The 20,499-nt window shown below is 33.6% G+C and carries 22 protein-coding genes and 1 pseudogene; 17 read left to right on the top strand and 6 right to left on the bottom strand.

Annotated elements, in window-relative coordinates; genetic code table 11:
* Nucleotides 1–186: 186 nt before the first annotated feature.
* The gene (locus KHA98_RS21250) at nucleotides 187–777 is read right to left on the bottom strand and encodes a riboflavin synthase (protein WP_213260000.1); all 591 of its coding nucleotides are present in this window, start codon (nucleotides 775–777) and stop codon (nucleotides 187–189) included.
* A gap of 57 nt (nucleotides 778–834) precedes the next feature.
* Here KHA98_RS21250 and pdxA point away from each other — a divergent pair, with 57 nt between their 5' ends.
* From pdxA to KHA98_RS21185, 13 genes are all read left to right on the top strand, one after another.
* On the top strand, nucleotides 835–1,884 hold the full coding sequence (gene pdxA, locus KHA98_RS21245) for a 4-hydroxythreonine-4-phosphate dehydrogenase PdxA (protein ID WP_213259999.1): 1,050 nt from the start codon (nucleotides 835–837) through the stop codon (nucleotides 1,882–1,884).
* Between the two features lie 105 nt (nucleotides 1,885–1,989).
* Complete coding sequence (locus tag KHA98_RS21240) at nucleotides 1,990–2,532, top strand: YceD family protein (protein ID WP_213259998.1); 543 nt, start codon at nucleotides 1,990–1,992, stop codon at nucleotides 2,530–2,532.
* A gap of 9 nt (nucleotides 2,533–2,541) precedes the next feature.
* On the top strand, nucleotides 2,542–2,736 hold the full coding sequence (gene rpmF / locus KHA98_RS21235; protein ID WP_008465217.1) for a 50S ribosomal protein L32: 195 nt from the start codon (nucleotides 2,542–2,544) through the stop codon (nucleotides 2,734–2,736).
* Between the two features lie 172 nt (nucleotides 2,737–2,908).
* A complete protein-coding gene (locus tag KHA98_RS21230) occupies nucleotides 2,909–3,907 on the top strand; it encodes a beta-ketoacyl-ACP synthase III (protein WP_213259997.1) in 999 nt (332 codons plus the stop codon).
* Nucleotides 3,908–3,930: 23 nt separating this feature from the next.
* A complete protein-coding gene (gene accB / locus KHA98_RS21225) occupies nucleotides 3,931–4,416 on the top strand; it encodes an acetyl-CoA carboxylase biotin carboxyl carrier protein (RefSeq protein WP_213259996.1) in 486 nt (161 codons plus the stop codon).
* Between the two features lie 109 nt (nucleotides 4,417–4,525).
* On the top strand, nucleotides 4,526–5,872 hold the full coding sequence (gene accC, locus KHA98_RS21220) for an acetyl-CoA carboxylase biotin carboxylase subunit (protein WP_213259995.1): 1,347 nt from the start codon (nucleotides 4,526–4,528) through the stop codon (nucleotides 5,870–5,872).
* A 310-nt stretch (nucleotides 5,873–6,182) separates the two neighbouring features.
* Nucleotides 6,183–6,479, top strand: a complete 297-nt coding sequence (locus KHA98_RS21215; protein WP_213259994.1) for a hypothetical protein — start codon at nucleotides 6,183–6,185, stop codon at nucleotides 6,477–6,479.
* A 43-nt stretch (nucleotides 6,480–6,522) separates the two neighbouring features.
* Nucleotides 6,523–6,819 (top strand): hypothetical protein, encoded by a 297-nt coding sequence (locus KHA98_RS21210; protein WP_213259993.1) that lies wholly within the window; start codon nucleotides 6,523–6,525, stop codon nucleotides 6,817–6,819.
* 47 nt (nucleotides 6,820–6,866) lie between these two features.
* A complete protein-coding gene (locus KHA98_RS21205; protein WP_213259992.1) occupies nucleotides 6,867–7,163 on the top strand; it encodes a hypothetical protein in 297 nt (98 codons plus the stop codon).
* A gap of 27 nt (nucleotides 7,164–7,190) precedes the next feature.
* Nucleotides 7,191–7,481 (top strand): hypothetical protein, encoded by a 291-nt coding sequence (locus KHA98_RS21200; RefSeq protein WP_213259991.1) that lies wholly within the window; start codon nucleotides 7,191–7,193, stop codon nucleotides 7,479–7,481.
* Nucleotides 7,482–7,499: 18 nt separating this feature from the next.
* Complete coding sequence (locus KHA98_RS21195; RefSeq protein ID WP_213259990.1) at nucleotides 7,500–7,796, top strand: PepSY-like domain-containing protein; 297 nt, start codon at nucleotides 7,500–7,502, stop codon at nucleotides 7,794–7,796.
* Nucleotides 7,797–7,815: 19 nt separating this feature from the next.
* Nucleotides 7,816–8,112, top strand: a complete 297-nt coding sequence (locus KHA98_RS21190) for a hypothetical protein (protein ID WP_213259989.1) — start codon at nucleotides 7,816–7,818, stop codon at nucleotides 8,110–8,112.
* A 149-nt stretch (nucleotides 8,113–8,261) separates the two neighbouring features.
* A complete protein-coding gene (locus tag KHA98_RS21185; RefSeq protein ID WP_213259988.1) occupies nucleotides 8,262–9,611 on the top strand; it encodes a sigma-54-dependent transcriptional regulator in 1,350 nt (449 codons plus the stop codon).
* On the opposite strand, the gene KHA98_RS21180 is transcribed toward KHA98_RS21185, so the two are convergent.
* A complete protein-coding gene (locus tag KHA98_RS21180) occupies nucleotides 9,608–12,043 on the bottom strand; it encodes a hybrid sensor histidine kinase/response regulator (RefSeq protein WP_213259987.1) in 2,436 nt (811 codons plus the stop codon). The two genes, KHA98_RS21185 and KHA98_RS21180, sit on opposite strands and share 4 nt — an antisense overlap.
* 378 nt (nucleotides 12,044–12,421) lie before the next feature.
* Nucleotides 12,422–14,323, bottom strand: coding sequence for a S9 family peptidase (locus tag KHA98_RS21175; protein WP_213259986.1), 1,902 nt, complete (start codon nucleotides 14,321–14,323; stop codon nucleotides 12,422–12,424).
* 263 nt (nucleotides 14,324–14,586) lie between these two features.
* Between KHA98_RS21175 and KHA98_RS21170 the strand changes: the two genes are divergently transcribed.
* From KHA98_RS21170 to KHA98_RS21155, 4 genes are read left to right on the top strand one after another with little or no spacing between them, the layout of a single operon-like run.
* Nucleotides 14,587–15,699, top strand: a complete 1,113-nt coding sequence (locus KHA98_RS21170; protein ID WP_213259985.1) for an NAD(P)/FAD-dependent oxidoreductase — start codon at nucleotides 14,587–14,589, stop codon at nucleotides 15,697–15,699.
* Entirely contained in the window at nucleotides 15,699–16,478 is a 780-nt protein-coding gene (mtgA, locus tag KHA98_RS21165) for a monofunctional biosynthetic peptidoglycan transglycosylase (protein ID WP_213259984.1), read from the top strand. Before KHA98_RS21170 ends, mtgA begins: the two co-directional genes overlap by 1 nt.
* Nucleotides 16,468–17,427 (top strand): lipid A deacylase LpxR family protein, encoded by a 960-nt coding sequence (locus KHA98_RS21160; protein WP_213259983.1) that lies wholly within the window; start codon nucleotides 16,468–16,470, stop codon nucleotides 17,425–17,427. The genes mtgA and KHA98_RS21160 overlap by 11 nt, the downstream gene beginning before the upstream one ends.
* 30 nt (nucleotides 17,428–17,457) lie before the next feature.
* Nucleotides 17,458–17,871: a hypothetical protein gene (locus KHA98_RS21155; RefSeq protein ID WP_213259982.1), complete on the top strand. Its 414-nt coding sequence runs from the start codon at nucleotides 17,458–17,460 to the stop codon at nucleotides 17,869–17,871.
* Between the two features lie 319 nt (nucleotides 17,872–18,190).
* Here KHA98_RS21155 and KHA98_RS22945 read toward each other — a convergent pair.
* From KHA98_RS22945 to KHA98_RS21145, 3 genes and pseudogenes are all read right to left on the bottom strand, one after another.
* Nucleotides 18,191–18,289, bottom strand: a pseudogene (locus KHA98_RS22945) (transcriptional regulator); the annotation flags it as partial.
* 6 nt (nucleotides 18,290–18,295) lie between these two features.
* Nucleotides 18,296–18,871 carry a DUF6705 family protein gene (locus KHA98_RS21150; RefSeq protein WP_213259981.1) on the bottom strand — a complete coding sequence of 192 codons (576 nt, stop codon included), beginning with the start codon at nucleotides 18,869–18,871 and terminating at the stop codon, nucleotides 18,296–18,298.
* 7 nt (nucleotides 18,872–18,878) lie between these two features.
* Nucleotides 18,879–20,264, bottom strand: coding sequence for a hypothetical protein (locus tag KHA98_RS21145; RefSeq protein WP_213259980.1), 1,386 nt, complete (start codon nucleotides 20,262–20,264; stop codon nucleotides 18,879–18,881).
* Nucleotides 20,265–20,499: the final 235 nt, after the last annotated feature.

Here is a 20,499-nt window from a genome sequence, read left to right as displayed (position 1 = left end):
ATTCTTTTACGACCTTCCTTTTAAAGACCTCACTGAAAGTTTGGGGAGGCAATGGATTTTTAGAATGTTTTCTTTCTGTTGACATAATTACATCTATTATAGTCAACTTTTTTCAGGACGAGACAAAATAAAAAAAAGCCTCAATTTAAATTGAAGCTTTTTGCGAAAATGTATTTTGTACTTATTTTATTTATTTATAGAATATAATCTTGAGATATATTTTCCGACAACATCAAATTCTAAATTTATTTTAGTTCCAACTGCGAAATTTTTAAAGTTGGTGTTTTCAAATGTATAAGGGATAATTGAAACGCTAAATTCGTTTGTTTTAGAGTTTACAACTGTTAGACTTACACCATTTACCGTAATAGAGCCTTTTTCGATTGTTATATTGTTTAAGTTGCTGTCGTACTCAAAAGTGTAATTCCAGCTTCCGTTTGCTTCTTCAATTTTAATACAGGTTCCAGTTTGGTCTACATGGCCTTGTACAATATGTCCGTCAAGACGGTCGCCAAGTTTCATTCCTCTTTCCAGGTTTACGATATCACCTTCTTTCCATTCTCCAATATTGGTCTTTAAAATGGTTTCGTCTATTGCAGTAACAGTATAATGATTGTCTTTAATGGCAACAACTGTAAGGCATATTCCATTATGCGAAACGCTTTGGTCTATTTTTAATTCGTTAGTGAATGATGAATCAACTGTTATATGAAGATTGTTTTGGTCTTTTTGGATTTCATGAATCCTTCCAAGGGTTTCTATAATTCCTGTAAACATTGTAGTTTTATTTTACTAAATTTGCACATCAAAATTAGTAATAAATAAGCTGAGCTCATGAATAAAAAAGCAGAAAATATAATTGTTGGAATTTCGGTAGGGGATTTAAACGGTATTGGAAGCGAAGTTATATTGAAAACATTCGAAGATTCGAGAATGTTAGAAATGTGTACGCCGGTTATTTTTGCAAATGCCAAGATACTTTCGTTTGTTAAAAAAAGTTTTACTTCAACCGTTCAGTTTCATGGAGTTGATAAGTTAGATCAGGTTCTTCCGGGGAAAGTTAACGTTTTGAACTTATGGAAAGAGGGTGTTGATATTAATTTTGGTAAAAACGATGAGAAAATTGGAGAGTACGCTATAAAATCTTTTGTTGCGGCTACTAAAGCATTAAAAGAAGGTTTGGTTGATGTTCTGGTAACAGCTCCAATAAATAAATATAATATTCAGTCAGAAGAATTTAAATTTCCGGGACACACCGATTATCTTGATAAAGAATTAGAAGGCAATGCCCTTATGATGATGGTACAGGATAATTTGAGAGTAGGTTTGTTGACAGATCATGTGCCTTTAAATGAAGTTTCTTCTCATTTGACAGAAGAATTAATTACCAGAAAAATTGAAACAATAAGAAAATCATTAATTCAGGATTTCAGTATCGTTAAGCCAAAAATTGCTGTGTTAGGATTAAATCCGCATAGTGGAGATGGTGGTGTAATAGGAAAAGAAGAAGATTTGATTTTAAAACCTGCATTAAAAAAAATATTTGATGCCGGAACTATGGTTTTTGGTCCATTTTCAGCTGATGGTTTTTTTGGAAGCAGTCAATATGAAAAATATGATGCTATTGTGGCAACGTATCACGATCAGGGATTAATTCCTTTTAAGACATTGTCTTTTGGTAAAGGAGTTAATTATACAGCGGGTTTAAATAGAGTAAGAACCTCTCCGGATCACGGGACAGCCTTTGATATTGCAGGAAAAGATATGGCAGATTTCAATTCGTTTAAAGAAGCAGTATATCTCGCGATTGATATTTTTCGTTCGCGTAATCAGTATGAGGAGATTAGCCAAAAACCTCTTAAAATAAAAGAAAAACAGTTATAAACAAAAAAAGGTGAATAAGATTATTAGATTTGTAATAATTTTATATCTTTGCACCCCAATTCAGATATCTGTTTACAGATGCGGATTGTTCAAATTGATGTTGAAATGAGCAAAACAAAAGAATTTTTAATTCCTTTCGTAGGATTAAAACTAGGAAAACACCATTTTGAGTATCAGGTAAATAACAAGTTCTTTGAGAACTTTGAGTATAACGAATTTCAAAGTTCGGATATCAAAGTAAGTTTGGTTTTAGATAAGAAAAGCACCATGCTTGAGTTAGATTTTAAACACAAAGGAACAGTTAATGTGCCTTGCGATCTGACGAGTGAAGATTTTGATTTGCCTTTAAAAGGTAAAATGAAATTGATTGTTCGTTTTGGAGACGAGTTTAATAATGATAACGAAGAGTTGTTGATTTTACCACATGGAGAGTTTGAAATAGATGTTGCACAATACATTTATGAAATGATTGCTCTCTCGGTACCTCTAAAACGAGTTCATCCAGGAGTTAAAGACGGAAGTTTACAGACCGAAGCTTTAAATAAACTGAATGAATTGAGAGTCAAAGAAGAAAAAGTTGAGAATAAACAAGAAGAAGATATTGACCCGCGTTGGGAAAAATTAAAGAAACTATTAACGGATAAATAATATAGTAAAATGGCACATCCTAAGAGAAAAACCTCGAAAACAAGAAGAGATAAAAGAAGAACACATTATAAAGCTACTGTAGCTCAAATCGCTACATGTCCAATTACTGGAGAAGCGCATTTATACCACAGAGCTTACTGGCATGAAGGTAAAATGTACTACAGAGGACAAGTTGTTATCGATAAATCTGAAGCGGTTGCTTAATACGTTTTTGTAAATTATACTGGAACTCTCACATAGTGAGAGTTTTTTTTGTTGGTTATAATTTTCTTTTTTTAAGAAATTATCTACAGATTAATTTCTTTTTTTTTTGTAATTTTCAGGTCTTTTAAAAATTTTTCAAATAGCAGTATTTGGAAGGAAATAATAGAATATAATGAATACAATCACAGCCGCAATTACCGCTGTTGGAGCTTATGTTCCAGACTTTGTACTTTCTAACAAAGTATTGGAAACCATGGTAGATACCAATGACGAATGGATTACCACTCGTACCGGAATTAAAGAGAGAAGAATTCTTAAAGATGCTGATAAAGGAACTTCGTTTCTTGCTATAAAAGCAGCTCAGAATTTAATTGAAAAAGCAAATATTGATCCTTTAGAGATTGATATGATCATAATGGCAACAGCTACAGCAGATATGCCAGTAGCCTCTACAGGAGTTTATGTTGCAACAGAAATCGGGGCTACAAATGCATTTGCATACGATTTGCAGGCAGCATGCTCAAGTTTTTTATACGGAATGTCAACGGCTGCAGCTTATATTCAGTCAGGACGTTACAAAAAAGTATTATTAATTGGTGCAGATAAAATGTCATCAATTGTAGATTACACAGACAGATCTACTTGTATTATTTTTGGAGATGGAGCAGGTGCTGTTCTATTCGAACCAAATAATGAAGGTTTAGGTTTGCAGGATGAATACTTAAGAAGTGATGGTGTAGGGCGTGATTTCCTTAAAATTTCTGCCGGAGGTTCTTTAATCCCAACTACAGAAGATACTGTTAAAAACAGACAACACAATATTATTCAGGACGGAAAAACCGTTTTTAAATATGCTGTGACTAATATGGCTGATGCAAGTGAATTGATTTTGCAAAGAAACAATTTGACTAACGAAGATGTTAATTGGTTAGTGCCACATCAGGCAAACAAGCGTATTATTGATGCTACGGCAGGAAGAATGAATCTTGAAGATTCAAAAGTATTAATGAATATCGAAAGATATGGTAATACAACTTCAGCAACTTTGCCATTAGTATTAGCTGACTTTGAGCATAAGCTTAAAAAAGGAGATAATATTATTTTTGCCGCTTTTGGTGGTGGATTCACTTGGGGATCTATTTACTTAAAATGGGCTTACGATACAAAATAAATCAAAACTAAAAACGAATCATTATGGATTTAAAAGAAATTCAAAACCTAATCAAATTTGTAGCAAATTCGGGAGTTGCAGAAGTAAAGTTAGAAATGGATGATGTAAAAATCACTATCAGAACAACTTTAGAAACAAATGTAACCGAGGCTACTTATGTACAGCAATTGCCAGCTCAGGCCGCGTTACCGCAAACTACTGCTCCTCAACAAACTGCTCCGGTTGTTGTAAATGTAGCACCAGAAGCTCCAGCTGCTAACGATTCTAAATTCATAACTATAAAATCTCCAATCATTGGAACATTCTATAGAAAACCATCTCCGGATAAACCAGTATTTACAGAAGTAGGAAGTACTATCGCAAAAGGAGATGTTCTTTGTGTAATTGAAGCAATGAAATTATTCAACGAAATCGAATCAGAGGTTTCAGGTAAAATTGTAAAAATTCTAGTTGACGATATGTCTCCGGTAGAATTTGATCAACCTTTATTCTTAGTAGATCCATCATAAATAAATTTAGATTTTAGATTTTAGATTTTAGAAGGATTCACAATCAAATTTTGTTAATCATCTAAAATTATCTAATTATCAAATTGTCTAATTATCTAATTAAAAAAAGATGTTTAAAAAAATATTAATTGCGAATAGAGGAGAAATTGCACTTCGTGTAATTCGTACATGTAAGGAAATGGGAATTAAAACTGTAGCAGTTTACTCTACAGCCGATGCAGAAAGCCTTCATGTTAAGTTTGCTGATGAAGCGGTTTGTATTGGTCCCCCTCCAAGTAACTTATCGTATTTAAAAATGTCAAATATTATTGCCGCTGCAGAAATTACAAATGCAGATGCAATACACCCAGGATACGGATTTCTTTCTGAGAATGCTAAATTCTCTAAAATTTGTCAGGAACACGGAATCAAATTTATTGGTGCCGCTCCTGAAATGATCGACAGAATGGGAGATAAAGCTTCTGCTAAAGCTACAATGAAAGCAGCAGGAGTTCCTTGTGTACCAGGTTCAGATGGATTATTAGAATCTTACGAACATGCACAAAAAGTAGCAAAAGAAATTGGCTACCCAGTGATGATGAAAGCTACTGCCGGTGGTGGTGGAAAAGGAATGCGTGCCATCTGGAAAGAAGATGAACTATTGAAAGCCTGGGAAAGCGCGCGTCAGGAAGCTGCTGCAGCTTTTGGTAATGACGGAATGTACATGGAGAAACTTATTGAAGAACCACGTCATATCGAAATTCAGGTTGTTGGAGATTCTTACGGTAAAGCATGTCACCTTTCTGAAAGAGATTGTTCTGTTCAGCGTCGTCACCAAAAACTTACTGAAGAAACACCTTCACCTTTCATGACAGATGAACTTCGTGCTGCAATGGGAGAAGCTGCTGTAAAAGCTGCTGAATTCATTAAATATGAAGGAGCTGGAACAGTAGAATTCCTTGTTGATAAACATAGAAATTTCTACTTCATGGAAATGAATACACGTATTCAGGTAGAGCACCCGATTACAGAACAAGTTATTGATTACGATTTGATTCGTGAGCAAATTATGGTAGCTGCCGGAATTCCAATTTCTGGAAAAAACTACTTACCACAATTACACGCTATCGAATGTCGTATTAATGCCGAAGATCCTTATAATGATTTTCGTCCTTCACCAGGAAAAATTACTACACTTCATATGCCAGGAGGACACGGAGTTCGTTTAGATACGCACGTTTACTCAGGTTATAGTATTCCGCCAAATTACGATTCAATGATTGCTAAGTTAATTACAACAGCACAATCGCGTGAAGAAGCTATTAGCAAAATGCGTAGAGCTTTGGATGAATTTGTTATTGAAGGTATAAAAACTACAATTCCTTTTCACAGACAATTAATGGATGATCCAAAATATATTGCAGGAGATTATACTACCGCATTTATGGATACATTTAAAATGAATAGTCCAGAATAAATTTAAGACCGTCAATTGACGGTCTTTTTTATTTAATACAATTCGAGTCCGCTAGATTATTAAATCTGTCGGACTTTTTTTGTTTTGATTTTATGATGAATTACGAAAGTAAACACAGAATGTGTATACTTTTTACACACTATTTTATTGGTTTACACACTTTTAGGATAGTGCGATGTTTTCTGATTTTTAGCTCAATGCCTTTAAAAACAAGGCGTTTAGATGGTTTTGAAGGTGATATTGTATTTGCGGCACAATTGTTTCATTATCTAAAGCGTAAACAACTATTAAAAACTAAAAAGATACCCCTATGAAAAGATTATTTATATCAGCCGCTCTTGTTTTGGGAAGTTTAACTTCATTTGCTTCAACTTCGCCAACTACAACTTCTATCGTAAAAACAATTTCAGTTCAGGATGAATATACAGAAATTAAATTAGAAGAATTACCGGCTCCAATTACTGAATCACTTAAAAAATCATTTCCAAACGCAGTGCTTACTAAAGCATATAAAAATGCAGCTTCGCAATACAAACTAGATGTTACTGTTGGTGAAAAAACAGGAAATCTTTTTGCTAACGCTGACGGAACCTGGATTCAGAAATAATCCAAATTAACTTTAATCAAATTAACTATTAAATATACACATTATGAAAAATTTATTTTTATCAGCCGCAATCGTTTTGGGAGGTTTAACTTCATTTGCTTCAACTTCGCCAATCGCAACTACAATCGTTAAAACAATTTCTATTCAGGACGAATACACAGAAATTAAATTAGAAGAAGTGCCTTCTGCAGTAACAGACGCTCTTAAAAAAGCATATCCTGATGCAGTACTTTCTAAAGCATTTAAAAATACAGCTTCTCAATATAAATTAGACGTAACTGTAGGAGATAAAGTAGGATCTCTTTATGCTAATGCAGACGGAACCTGGATTAAAAAATAATCCCTTTTTGTTCCAAATAAATTAATTACTTTTAATATACACACATCATGAAAAATCTATTTTTATCAGCCGCAATCGTTTTGGGAGGTTTAACATCTTTTGCTTCAACTTCTCCAGTAACAACTACAATCGTAAAAACAATTTCTATTCAGGACGAATACACAGAGATTAAAAATGAAGAAGTCCCTTCTGCGGTAACAGATGCGCTTAAAAAAGCCTATCCAACTGCAGTTCTTAATAAAGCCTATAAAAATACAGCTTCTCAATACAAGCTCGAAATTACAGTAGGTGATAAAGTGGGTTCGTTGTATGCAAATGCAGACGGATCTTGGGTAAAAAAATAAGTAGTTTAACACTAAAATAATATCATTATGAAAAAGTTAATCTTATCGGCAGCCATTCTTTTGGGAGTGTTGTCAACACAAGCAGCAACTATTGAAGTTTCGAAAACAGTAACTCCGGTAGTAAAATTTCAGGATGAGTACAAAGAAGTTGATGCTGTTCCGGCAGCAATTAAAACAGCTTTGGATAATGCTTATCCAGGTGTAAAATTAGAGAAAGCATACGTAAACGATAAAAAAGAATACAAAATCGAAATTACCGTTAGAGATGTAAAATCAACTGTTTACACAGACGCACAAGGAAACATTCTTAAAAAGTAACTATTAAACCAATCCACTATGAAAAAGTTAATTCTATCGGCAGCTATCGTTTTAGGAAGCTTGTCTATGCACGCAACAACGGCAACAGTGCAATCTGAAAATGTACAATCAGTAAACATTCAGGACGGATATACTGAGGTAACTGCAGATGCAGTTCCTGCAGCCGTAAAGTCGACTATCGAAAAATCTTTTCCAGGTACAAAACTTGAAAAAGCATATAAAAACGATAAAAACGAATACAAACTTGAAATTTCTAGTGGAGAGAAAAAGTATACTTTCTTTACAGATGCTTCAGGAAACATCCTTAAAAAATAATTTATTAAAATAGAGCATTATGAAAAAGCTAGCCCTGGCAACTGCTATTGTTTTAGGAACTATGTCTATTTCTGCAACTGCAGAGACTACTCCAAATAAAGTTAAAATGTCCATTTCTGCACAAACAGAATATACAGAAGTGACTACAGATGCTGTTCCGGCGGCTGTAAAAACTGCTCTTCAAACTGCTTATCCCGGTGCAAAGCTGGATAAAGCATTTGTAAATGAAAAAAAGGAATATAAATTAGAAATATCAGTTAAGGACCAAAAGGCTACTGTTTACTCAGATGTCAATGGCAATTGGCTGAAAATATAATAAATATATTATAAATATAATTAGGTGAAATTAGATTTATGTTTTTGGTGAAAAAGAGATTGCTTATAGCAATCTCTTTTTTTTTGCATAAATTTGTGATAATACAAGTTTAATAGTATTATTTTAGCAAATAAAGTCCCTAAAAACAAATGTCAAAGATATTATTGATAGAAGATGATATCTCGTTTTGCAAATTGTTAGAAAAGTTTCTAATAAAGAAAGCATACGAAGTATCTATCGCATTCTCCGCAGCAGAAGCCAGATTAGCAATTAAAAACGAATCATTCGATTTGATTTTAACAGATTTGCGTTTGCCTGATTCTGACGGAATTGGTCTAATGTCTGAAATTAAAAATTCACATCCTCATATTCCGGTCGTTCTTATGACAGGATATTCAGATGTTAATACTGCTGTAAAAGCTATAAAAAATGGTGCTGCAGATTATATCTCAAAACCATTTAATCCTGACGAAGTTTTACTGGTAATCACCAATGCATTACAAAATCCAGAGCCGGAAGAAACTCCTGCAAAAGAGAAAAAATCGGTAAAAAAACAGGTTACTGCAGAAAACGAATTTGTAAAAGGAATTTCTATTGCTTCAAGAAAGCTTTTAGATCATATAAAATTGGTAAGTCCAACAGATATGTCTGTTTTGATTATTGGTGAAAGCGGGACTGGAAAAGAAATTATTGCCAAAAGTATTCATCAGCAAAGCAATCGCAAAAACAATAATTTTATAGCAGTTGATTGCGGAGCCATCCCGAAAGAATTGGCGGCAAGTGAATTCTTCGGGCACTTAAAAGGATCTTTTACAGGTGCAATCAGCGATAAAATGGGCTATTTTGAAGCTGCAAATGGTGGAACTTTATTTCTGGACGAAATAGGAAATCTTTCTTATGAAAACCAAATACAGTTGTTAAGAGCACTTCAGGAACGAAAAATTAAACCCGTTGGAAGCAACAAAGAAATAAACGTCGATATCCGCATTATTACTGCTACTAATGAAGATTTACGTGAAGCAGTAAAAAATGGCGATTTTAGAGAAGATTTATACCATAGAATCAATGAGTTTTCGATTCTTTCTCCTTCATTAAAAGACAGAGAAGAAGATTTAATGGTTTTTGCTGATTATTTTCTGGAAAAAGCCAATCAGCAATTAAACAAAGAAATTATCGGATTTTCTCCGGAAGTTGTCTCTATTTTTCAAAACTACAACTGGCCGGGAAATTTACGTGAACTTCAAAATTGTGTAAAACGCGCCACACTTTTATCTCAGGGCGATTATATCGAGAGCGATGTTTTACCTGCAGAGTTCTTTCAAATCCAAAAGCAAAACCAGGCAGAAACAACAACTAGTTTCTCATTGTCTGAAAATGAAAAAGAAACAATTATTCATGCTTTATCAAAAACACAGAATAATAAGTCTGAGGCTGCAAAATTGCTGAAAATTACCAGAAAGACGCTTTACAATAAATTGAAACAATACAATATCGATTAAACGATTTCTTTCTCTAAGGATTCAAAAAGAGAATCAATTTGTTCTTTTAAGTCTTTGTAAAGGGCTTTTGCCTGAGAAATTTCAAAATTATTACTTTCTAAAACTTTTAAAATTTCACCAATTTTATGTGCTTCAATTTGTTTAAACATTGGAGCAATACGATGTGCGATAGCTTTTATTTCAGGTACATTTTTTTCTGAAATTGCATTATTTAGCGCAACTAGATTTTCGTTGCTGCTCTCAACAAACGATTTTAAAACATCTTTTAATGCTGCAGGATCATTTCCAAGAAATTCTTTTAAGGTATTTAGAGAATACAATTGAGATGAAATATTTTCTTCAGTTTCATGTATTTCAGCTTTGGGCAAAGTCTCATTTTCTAAAATAATACGAATAGTATCCAGCAAAATTTTTGGTGAATAAGGTTTTTTTACGACAGTTGTAAAGCCGGCATCCGAATAAACAGAAGCTTCCAAATCTGTTCTTCCTGTTAAAGCAATTACAGGCTGATTATTATAAACAGCACTATTTTTTAGATTTTGCAGAAACATAAAGCCATCCATTTCCGGCATTTGAATATCGGTAATCACAAAGTCGAAATTGGTTTTCTGAATAGCTTCGAGTGCTTTTGAAGCACTATTAAAAGATAAAACCTGATGTTTTTCCTGTCTCAATACACCACTTGTCAAATTGAGTAGATTTATATCGTCATCAATTACAATAAAAGTTTGCGCTTTTGTGTTTTGCAAGATTGGTTTTTTGGTCTCATAAAGTAAATTTGAACTGGTATCAAATAATAGCGGAAGCTGAACTTCAAAAGTGCTTCCTTTTCCAAAAGTGCTTTCAAGTTGTAAAGTTCCGCCCAGAATCGAGATTATTTTTTGACAAATCGATAAGCCAAGACCAGTTCCTCCGTATTTTTTTTCGATGCCTTCGTTTGCCTGAGCAAATTCTTCAAATACAAATTTCTGATTTCCTTTCTCGATTCCAATTCCGGTATCTTCAATGGTAATTACAAAAAACTGATTGTTTTCAGAAGGGTAGGCGCTGATTTTGATAAAACCTTCCTCAGTAAATTTATAGGCATTTCCAATAATATTGCTCAAAATCTGTTTCAGTCGAAACGGATCTCCAACAACTTTTGCATTCAGTTTTTCATTCACATTAATTATTAAATCAATATTTTTTTGCTTGTAAACGGTCTGAATACTTTTGGCAACTTCATCAATAATTACGGGTATCAGAAAAGGAACTTTTTCGATTGTAATTTTTCCTGCTTCAATTTTTGAAAAATCCAATAAGTCCTGAACCAATTGCGTAATATATTCGGAAGAGTTTTTAATATTTTTAATAAAATATGACTGCTTGGTATTAACATCGGAATTATCCAGAAGTTCAGAATAACCGACAATTGTACTTAAAGGCGTTTTTAAATCGTGACTTACGGTCGAAATTAATTGTTCCCGGCTTTTAAGCAGATTCCTGGTTTTAAAATTCGCAATTTCAAGCTGTTTTTTATACAACTGGGATTTTGAATAATCGCTGACAATTAAAATAGAAAAGAAAATTGTAAGCACTAAACCAATAATGGCTGAAGCAGTCACAATTTCATTGACTTTTTTAAGCGATTTTTCCTTGAGGGAATTGTTTTTTATGGAATTAATGATGATTTCGCGCTCAATTATTCGAAGCACTTTTCTGAGTTGTTCAGAAATTGCAATTTCATTTTTAAGCAATTTATTTTCCTCAAAATTCAGGGACTCCTTTTTCTTTTCGGCTCTCATTTTTACAGAGCTCAAAAGTTTTTTAGAGTTCGCCAGAATCGAATCAGAAGCTTGTTTACTTAATGTATTAGTACTATCATCCGGAATATTCTGATTGAGATAATCTACATATTTCTGAAGTACATTTTTTTGATAACTCCCAAGCTGATTGGGATTTTTGGTGAAATCCTGAAGTTCCAGTTTTCGGAGTTTAAACTCCATTTTGGTAATTTCGTCAATTGCCGTATTTACCGAGACTTCATCATCGGCTTTGTTTTTTATGGTTTTTAATTGCTGAATGTTTTTGGTTTTTTCAGACAATAAATAGGTAACACTATCCAATAAAACTTTTTGATAATCGGTAGTAACAATCTGTTTTAAAGTATCGATTCGGGCGCGCAATGAATCCGTTTCGGTAACGTAGCTTTTAAAATCTTTATCAGAATTGGTCTGAATTGTTTTTCGGGCTAAACTTTCTGTTTTATAAACATTAGAGAAAAGTTTACTCACTCTTAGAATTTTTGTTTTTTCAAGAGCAATTTTGTCCTCCAGTTTATTATAAACTACATTTTCAGAATACAAAAACCATCCAACGGTAACAACGAGAGCCAATAGTGCCACATAACTAAAGAGCACTTTAATAGCGGTGTAACTTTTTTTGCTCTCCATAGATTGTTATTGTTGGGATTGGGAAGTTTTTAGATTTCGAATTCACTGCAATTTATTTAAAAAAATCTGTTTTAAAAAGCGAATGAAGTTGAAAGTATTACATAATTCAAAGGTTTAGGAAATAAAATAGCCGCAGATTATGTAAAAATCTGCGGCTACTAATTGGTTTTAAAATCTTATATTAACTCGTTAGATGATATTAAAAAATATATTTTAACACATAGATACATAGTTTTAAAAGCTCAAAAAGGCATTTCATTTGCATTAACAAACATAGCTATGTGTTAGAAACTAGTTTCTTTTCAAAATCTTTTCAGTAAAATCTAAAATAGATCTATGTTTCTATGTGTTGAAAATAATTACACCCAATGTGCTGTATTATAATGTTTCGTTTAACCATTTAAAGAATTCACCTTGCCATACCTGAGCATTTTGTGGTTTAAGAACCCAGTGATTTTCTTCAGGGAAATACACAAATCTACTTTTGATTCCTCTTAACTGAGCAGCCTGAAAAGCTTCTTGTCCTTGTCCAATTGGCACACGGAAATCTTTTCCTCCCTGAAAAATCAAGATTGGTTTATTCCATTTTTCAACCATAGTTGCAGGGTTAAAAGTTGTGTATGCTTTTTGAGCTACAGCATTGTCTTTTTCCCAGTATGGACCACCAAAATCCCAGTTGTTAAAGAAAACTTCTTCTGTAGTTCCCAACATACTTACGGTATTGAAAACGCCATCGTGAGCGATAAAAGTTTTGAAACGGTTGTTGTGAATTCCGGCTAAGTAAAATACAGAATATCCTCCGTAACTAGCACCAACACATCCTAAACGGCTTTTGTCAACATAATTTTCTTTAGCAACATCATCAATTGCAGAAAGGTAATCGTTCATAACCTGTCCACCCCAGTCTTTACTAATTTGCTCATTCCATTCAACACCATGTCCTGGCATTCCACGACGATTTGGTGCTACAACCACATAACCTTTTGCAGCCATTAAAGAAAAATTCCAACGGAAAGAATACGACTGAGTCAATGCACTTTGCGGTCCTCCTTGACAAAATAATAAAGTTGGGTATTTTTTTGAAGCATCAAAATTTGGAGGCAGGATTACCCAAACCAACATTTTTTTGCCATCAGTTGTAGTAACATAACGCTTTTCAGTTTTGCTTAAAGCTAATGTTTTATAAGTATCTGTATTTACATTCGAAAGTTGTTTCCATGTATTTTTCTTTAAGTTAAAAGAATAAATCTCAGGAGCATGATTCATATCGTTTCTGGTTACAATGATATCATCACCGGCAAAACCAACTAAATCATTTACATCAAAATCTCCGTTTGTAATCTGGCGAACCTGAATTGCGATTTTTGTTAAACCAGGAAAGTTTACTACAAAAAGTTGTTTTGTACCATCTACAGGCGCTACAAAATATACATTTTTGCCATCTTTACTCCAGATAAAATTATCTACAGTTCCATCCCAGTTTGCCGTTAAATTGATTTTGATGCCTTTAAATTCAACAATAATGTCGTTTTTATCCGCTTCATAACCGTCACGCTTCATTTGTAACCAAGTCAGGTTTCCTGCTGGAGAAAATTGAGGAGCCGTATCGTAACCCAGATTACCTTCGGTTCTGTTTGTTGTTTTTTGAGTCTCTAAATTGTACTCATAAATATCTGTATTTGTCGAAATAGCATATTGAGTTCCCGCTTTTTTCTTGCACACATACAAGATACTTTTTCCGTCTGGCGACCAGATATAATCTTCGTCACCACCAAAAGGTTTTTGCGGCGAATCAAAAGTTTCACCTTTCAAAATATCAATTCCGGCAGCACCATCTTTATTTTCTTTATAAAAAACGTGGTTAAATTTTCCTTCATTCCACGTATCCCAGTGACGATAATCTAAACCATCATAAATCTGAGCATCAGATTTTTCAAGGCTTGGGTAAAAATCTTTTCCTAAAACTTTGTCGATTTTTACTTCTTCATTATAAACTAAAAATTTTCCGTCTGGCGAAACATTTTTGTCTTTCAAAAGATCTTTAGTGTCTTTAACTTCAGTTGCATTTCCACCGTTTACAGGAATAGTGTAAAATTTAGAGTGCGATTTGTTTTCTTCTACAGAAGGTGTAGAAACCTTAAAAACGACATTCTTTTCGTCTTTAGAAAGTCCGAGTGCACTAACTCGTCCAAGTTTCCATAATAATTCCGGAGACATTACATTCTGTCCGATAGCGTTTAAACTCATCATTATTAATGTTGTTACTACTACTTTTTTCATAATAAAAATTCTATTTTTTGTGGAGCTAAAAGTACAACATTTAAATTCCAATCTTTAAAAATCCAAATCCCAATAAATGTTAAAATTGCAATTTTTTCCACCACGACCCGAGCGATAGCGAACTGGCGAAGCAATTCACGAATTATTTTTTGATAATATTTGAGAATAAAAATTTAAAGTAAAGTTTGGAATTTGGATTTTAAAAAATTGTAATTTAACCCAAGTTTGGGATTTGAAATTTAAACATTGGAATTTATTAAAAGATGGAATTAAGTTATTGGGAATTAAAAAACTGGTTCACAAATGTTGATTATACCATTGTGGGCAGCGGAATTGTTGGTTTGCACGCAGCATTGCGCTTACGCGAAAGATTTCCTGCTGCAAAAATTCTGGTTCTGGAAAAAGGAATGTTACCACAAGGCGCGAGTACAAAAAATGCCGGTTTTGCCTGTTTTGGAAGTATTTCTGAAATTCTGGAAGATTTAAAAACACATTCTGAAGATGATGTTGTGAGTCTAATAGAAAAGCGCTGGACTGGCTTGCAACTTCTCCGAAAAAGACTGGGTGATGCTGCAATTGATTTTAAACCACACGGCGGATATGAATTATTTCTGAAAGACGAAGAATCCGGATTTAATGAATGTGTTGCTAAAATTCCTTTTATAAACGAAGTTTTGAAACCATTGTTTAAAGCCGATGTTTTTTCTAAAGAAGTAGATCGTTTTGGTTTTGCAAACATTCAGGAATATTTAGTTTTTAATCCGTTTGAAGCTCAGATCGATACCGGAAATATGATGCAGGAATTATTGAAGCAAGCTGTTTCTGCCAATATTTTAATCTTAAACCAACAAACTGTAACTTCTTATTCTGATACCGGAAACCATGTTGAAGTCGTACTGAATGATTTCAGTTTTAAAACAAATAAATTGCTTTTTGCGACAAATGGTTTTGCCCATTCTTTAACAAATGGAGCTGTACGACCGGCAAGAGCACAGGTTTTAATTACAGAACCTATAAAAGATCTGGATATAAAAGGAACTTTTCATCTGGATCGCGGTTATTATTACTTTAGAAATATTGGTGATCGGATTTTATTAGGCGGAGGAAGAAACCTTGATTTTGACGGCGAAACGACAACTGAATTTGGGCAAACGAAAATTATACAAAATAAATTGGAGGAGTTGCTGAAAAATGTAATTTTACCAAATCAGGATTTTCAGATAGCGCATCGTTGGAGCGGTATTATGGGAATCGGAAATAGTAAGAATCCTGTCGTGTCTCAACTTTCTGAAAACGTGTTCTGTGGAGTACGTTTAGGCGGAATGGGAGTCGCAATTGGCAGTTTAATAGGAACAGAATTAGCAGATTTAATATAATGGCAGTAACCAAAAAACCGGCACCAAAAAAAACTACTACAACAGCAAAACCTAAACCAAAAGCAGCTCCCAAAAAAGGAAATCGTTCTTTTGGCGAAAAAGTAAAATGGTTTTTTATCAAACTATGTTTATGGTTTTTTGGATTGTCTATCGGGTCGGTTATTATTTTTAAATACATACCGGTGCCTTTTACGCCTTTAATGATAATTCGTGCTATCGAAAATAAGATGGCGGGTAAAGAAGTGTTTTTTGATCACGATTGGGAACCAATTGATAAAATTTCGAATAATCTTCAGAAAGCGGTAATTGCCAGCGAAGACGGAACTTTTTTAACCCACAATGGTTTTGATTTCAAAGCGCTTCAGAAAGCATATAAAAGTAACGAACGCGGACGTAGAATTCGTGGCGGAAGTACCATTTCACAGCAAACGGCAAAAAATGTCTTTTTATGGCAGGGAAAAAGTTATTTCCGTAAAGGTCTTGAAGCTTATTTCACCGTTTTAATCGAAATTATCTGGGGCAAAGAAAGAATCATGGAAGTATACTTAAACAGTATCGAAATGGGCGATGGCGTTTATGGTGCTTATGCCGCAACAGAACACTGGTACCGTCGTGATGCTTCAAGTTTAACGCCAATGCAGGCTGCCGGAATTGCAGCAATTCTTCCTAATCCGAGAAAATTTAAAGCGACAGGTTCGTCAAGTTATATTAACAGAAGAAAAGAACGAATTGTTCGCGAGATGCGTGCCGTTGGAAAAATAAATTATAATGGAAAATAGAAATGCCTTTTTTGCGGTCTTTCTATTGGCAACAACGTTAGTTTTCGGACAGGCAAAAACAAAAGAAATCGGAATTATTTCCGACAATGATTTATACACTTCGTCTAAAAACGATATGTATTATACCAATGGTTTAGAATTTTTCTTCCGGTTTTTGTCTAAGAATGAAAACCCGAAAATCAATAAAAAAATTACCGAATTTCGTATTGGGCAATATATTTATAATCCCAGATTTATAAACAAAGAAGCCATTTACGAAAACGATCGACCATTTACAGCTTATCTTTTTGCCGAAGCCGGACGCAGCTTTTTTTACCAAAGCGAGTCGGTTTTAAAAACTGATTTTCAAGTTGGGTTTATGGGACCCAATGCGTTGGGAAGAGAAACGCAGGAAAGTTTTCATCACCTTATTGGCTATAAAAATGTATATGGTTGGGAAAACCAGCTTCATAATGCATTTGGTATTCAGGCACATGTTTTATATTCTAAAAAGTTATTTCCCGGCAAACACAATGATTTTGTAGATCTTCACTTTCAGTCCGAAGCCAATTTGGGAACTATTTTTACAGGAGTTTCAACAGGTCTTTTAACCCGAATTGGGTTTAAGAAACTATTACCGGTTTACGATTCAAATTTGCACGATGCCTCAGTAAATACACAACCGCAATATAATATTCGGGAATTTTATTTCTACGCCATGCCAAGTGTCAATTATCAGTTTTACGATGCTACGATTCAGGGAAGTATGTTTAATGACACAAGTCCGTTGACTTTTGATATAGTTCCGTGGCGCTTCAATGCAGAATTTGGTTTAAAATACCGTCATAATAACTGGAATTTATCTTATTCCTTTCTTTACCGTGGCCGCGAAGTCGAACCCAATTTTATTACCGATAAAAACACGGGCTATTTTTATGGTTCGATTAGATTGGGATATTTGTTGAAATAAGTTTCTTCGAATGAAAATTTAAATACAATTATGATTGGATATTTTATCTTTTTCATGTTCTTGGCGATTTTTGCTTACGTAAGCGTTAGATGGGGAACATTTTTGATTTCAGATTTAATCGCGGGACTTATTCTATTAATATTCTTTACCTATTATCATTTTAGAAATGATTTAGATAGAGCTGCAATTATAGTTATAGTCGTTAATTTGACGCTCTACATTTTTCAATTTATTTCTTCTGTTTTTATTTATTTTGATGAAGAGAATGAAAAAAGAAGCTATTGGATATTTACTATTCTCGCCTTTGTTTTTTTAATAATGGCAGAAAAAATGATGACAAATTTTGATGATTCTTTTTGGAGCATGTATGTTCCAGTTGCATTAGCTTTTTTTCCGTTATATTTTTTGAAGTACTTTTTTAAATATATTAGAGAAGAAGATTGATTTCCGTCTTCGGAAAAAGAGAGTTAAATGAATTTTCAGATTTCTAAATAAGATATTTTTTCAATTGCCTCCAGCTTTAGCTGGAGGTTTTTTGTTTTCAGTTACTAGGCTTTAGCCAAATATCTTGCATTTTTGGCTAAAGCCTATTTATTAGCAGGATTTTTTACCTCCAGCTAAAGCTGAAAGCAAATCATATTTTCTCAAAAAAAGATCTTTGTCAAAGTTTAAAACTTTGACAAAGATTAAGGAGTAATTCAAAAACAAAAAGCCACTCCTAAAATTTTTAAGAATGGCTTTTTTATTATCAGGAATTGAAAGATTATTTATCCTTCATTATTTTTTCTAAATATTCAACTTTATCTTTTTCAGCCTGAACCAAACGCTCGTAAAGTTCTTCTAATTTGTCAAGATGATTAAAATAAAATTACTGTTTGGTCAACATGAAGCCATCTCTAGGAAAAGTAAGTTCTGCTAGTTTTAAACCTGGGCAGGTACCTTCCGAAATCATGATATGATCGGGCTCAAAAGATAAGAACATTTGTGTATTAGTATTGTTTTTTATGCGGGTAAATATTGTTCCTTTATTTCCACACATAGAGTTATTACCTACAAAGTCAGATGCATACGAGGTTAGGTCTTTGTTGAAATAACTCCCTTTTATGATGTGGGGACCAGTCTCTGGTACACTTCTGGTATCTTCTAATACTGTACCAAAAACAGATGTGATTAAATAGCGAATTCGTAATTCATCGATGGTTACCTTATCAAGAGTAGAAGTGTATTTTGTGATGTAAAAAGTGTAATTTTTAGTTTTATAAGATCCTTTCCACGTACCTACATATTTAGTAAGCAAATTATTGATATCTTTCATATAAGTATTGTCTGGAATGCCATCTCCGGCATCAAGATAATCTCCCATTTTTTCAACAGGTACTATGGTTTGTGCTTTACAGGATAATGTCAATAGCATTATAAATCCTAATATAATTATTTTTTTCATGGTTATTTTAATTACAGTTTGTAGTTGTTATTTTTCCGTTGGTGTCTAATGTTTTTCTGGAATTTCCCGCTGCCTCAATTTTATACAGTTCAATACCATTAATTCCTATCTCTTCATTTAAAAATTTTAAAAACCCTTTTTCTAAACTATTCCTTCTCATTAAGTTTTTGTAAATTTCTTCTAAATCCTGCCAGTTAATATTGTTAGCTTTTGTCCCAACATCTGCTGTAGTCCCTGTAAACCTCAATTGGTAAGTTCCTTTACTGGATACAACTGTTCCGTAAATATCATCAATAGGAATGCTGTTTCTTTGGGCACTGAGTACCAAAATTATAAACTGTTTTACATCTTCGGGAGAGAACATTCTAATGGGTTTTATAGATTCTAATTCTCCATTTGCCCTTATTCTTTCGTAAGGGTCAAGATGAGTATGCATATAGCCTATTGTATTGGCATCAGATGGTAAATTCATTTTATCTGCATTATCTGTACTTGGTGCTGCGACAAGTGCAGTAAAAGGCCCGTTCCTGCTTTGCATATAACCTGATTCTATTTTTAAACCGGTTTTTTTCTTGAGTTCTTCGTGTTTTGCTGTAAAATTTGCATTGGTTCTGAGTGTTTTTATTTTATCGCAGGGGGTTGCTACGGTTGGGTTAGTAGTACTACTTGATCCTCCGCCGCCTCCGGTATGATCGGAAGTGTAATCTTCATGATCTCCCCCTGTAACATCCTGACCCCTTGGGGTATAATAGATGGTATTGTTTCTATAATCATTTTGAATTACAACGGGTCTTAATGGTAATGCATCACTACAACCAGTTTGTGAACAACCATATTCATAAGGATCAGATTCTACGGGGGCTCTTGCTGTACTGTTGTTTGCCTTTTTGTACGGTATTATTTCAATAGTCCCGGTGCAAACCATAGCATCGTTTTCGAACCGGGCAGCTTTTATAAAGCCTTGTTTCAAATCCCAGCCTGTAATATATCCTGTAAAATTATCAGGTTCATCAGCGGGGGCGGCAATTTGAGGGGTATCAGGATAAAATTCGTACAGAATTGCTGTGTATTTATTTTGGGGCAGATTATAAATATAAAGTTTTTGTTCCCAGTTTTCATTTTGGTTTATTTTTACCGCTGTAATGGGTATAACTATAATCTGAACGCCCTCTTTAGTGTTTTTAATTTTGGCGTTAGCCCATTGGTAATTTAAATTTTGAAACAGATTAAAATTATCGCCGTTCGATTCATATTCTTTAAACCACTCTTTGGCAAGTGAAATTTTCGAAACTTCCTGATTTGCTAAATTATCATCATTTTGGCACCTTGTAAAGACAGCAGAAATTGCCAAAACAATAGTAAATATCAGGATTCTTTTGGTTTTTTGATTCATAGTTTTGTTTTTAAAGGGTTATTACTTAAAAACAAACATAATAAATGAATTCTTACAAATTGTTAATTGTGTAAGAAAAATACCAAAATAATGCATTATGGTGAATATTAGAAACAAATAGTTAATAATATAAAAAACCATGAAGTGTTCAGTCTATACCTGCGGAGTCATTTTACCCAAAACAAAAAAGCCATTCCTTGAAATTTCAAAGAATGGCTTTTTTATTATCAGGAAT

The sequence above is a fragment of the Flavobacterium branchiicola genome (assembly GCF_018383905.1).
Lineage (GTDB): Bacteria > Bacteroidota > Bacteroidia > Flavobacteriales > Flavobacteriaceae > Flavobacterium > Flavobacterium branchiicola.
The sequence above is the reverse complement of the archived record's forward strand: the minus strand, read 5'-3'. Positions and strand labels throughout refer to the sequence as shown.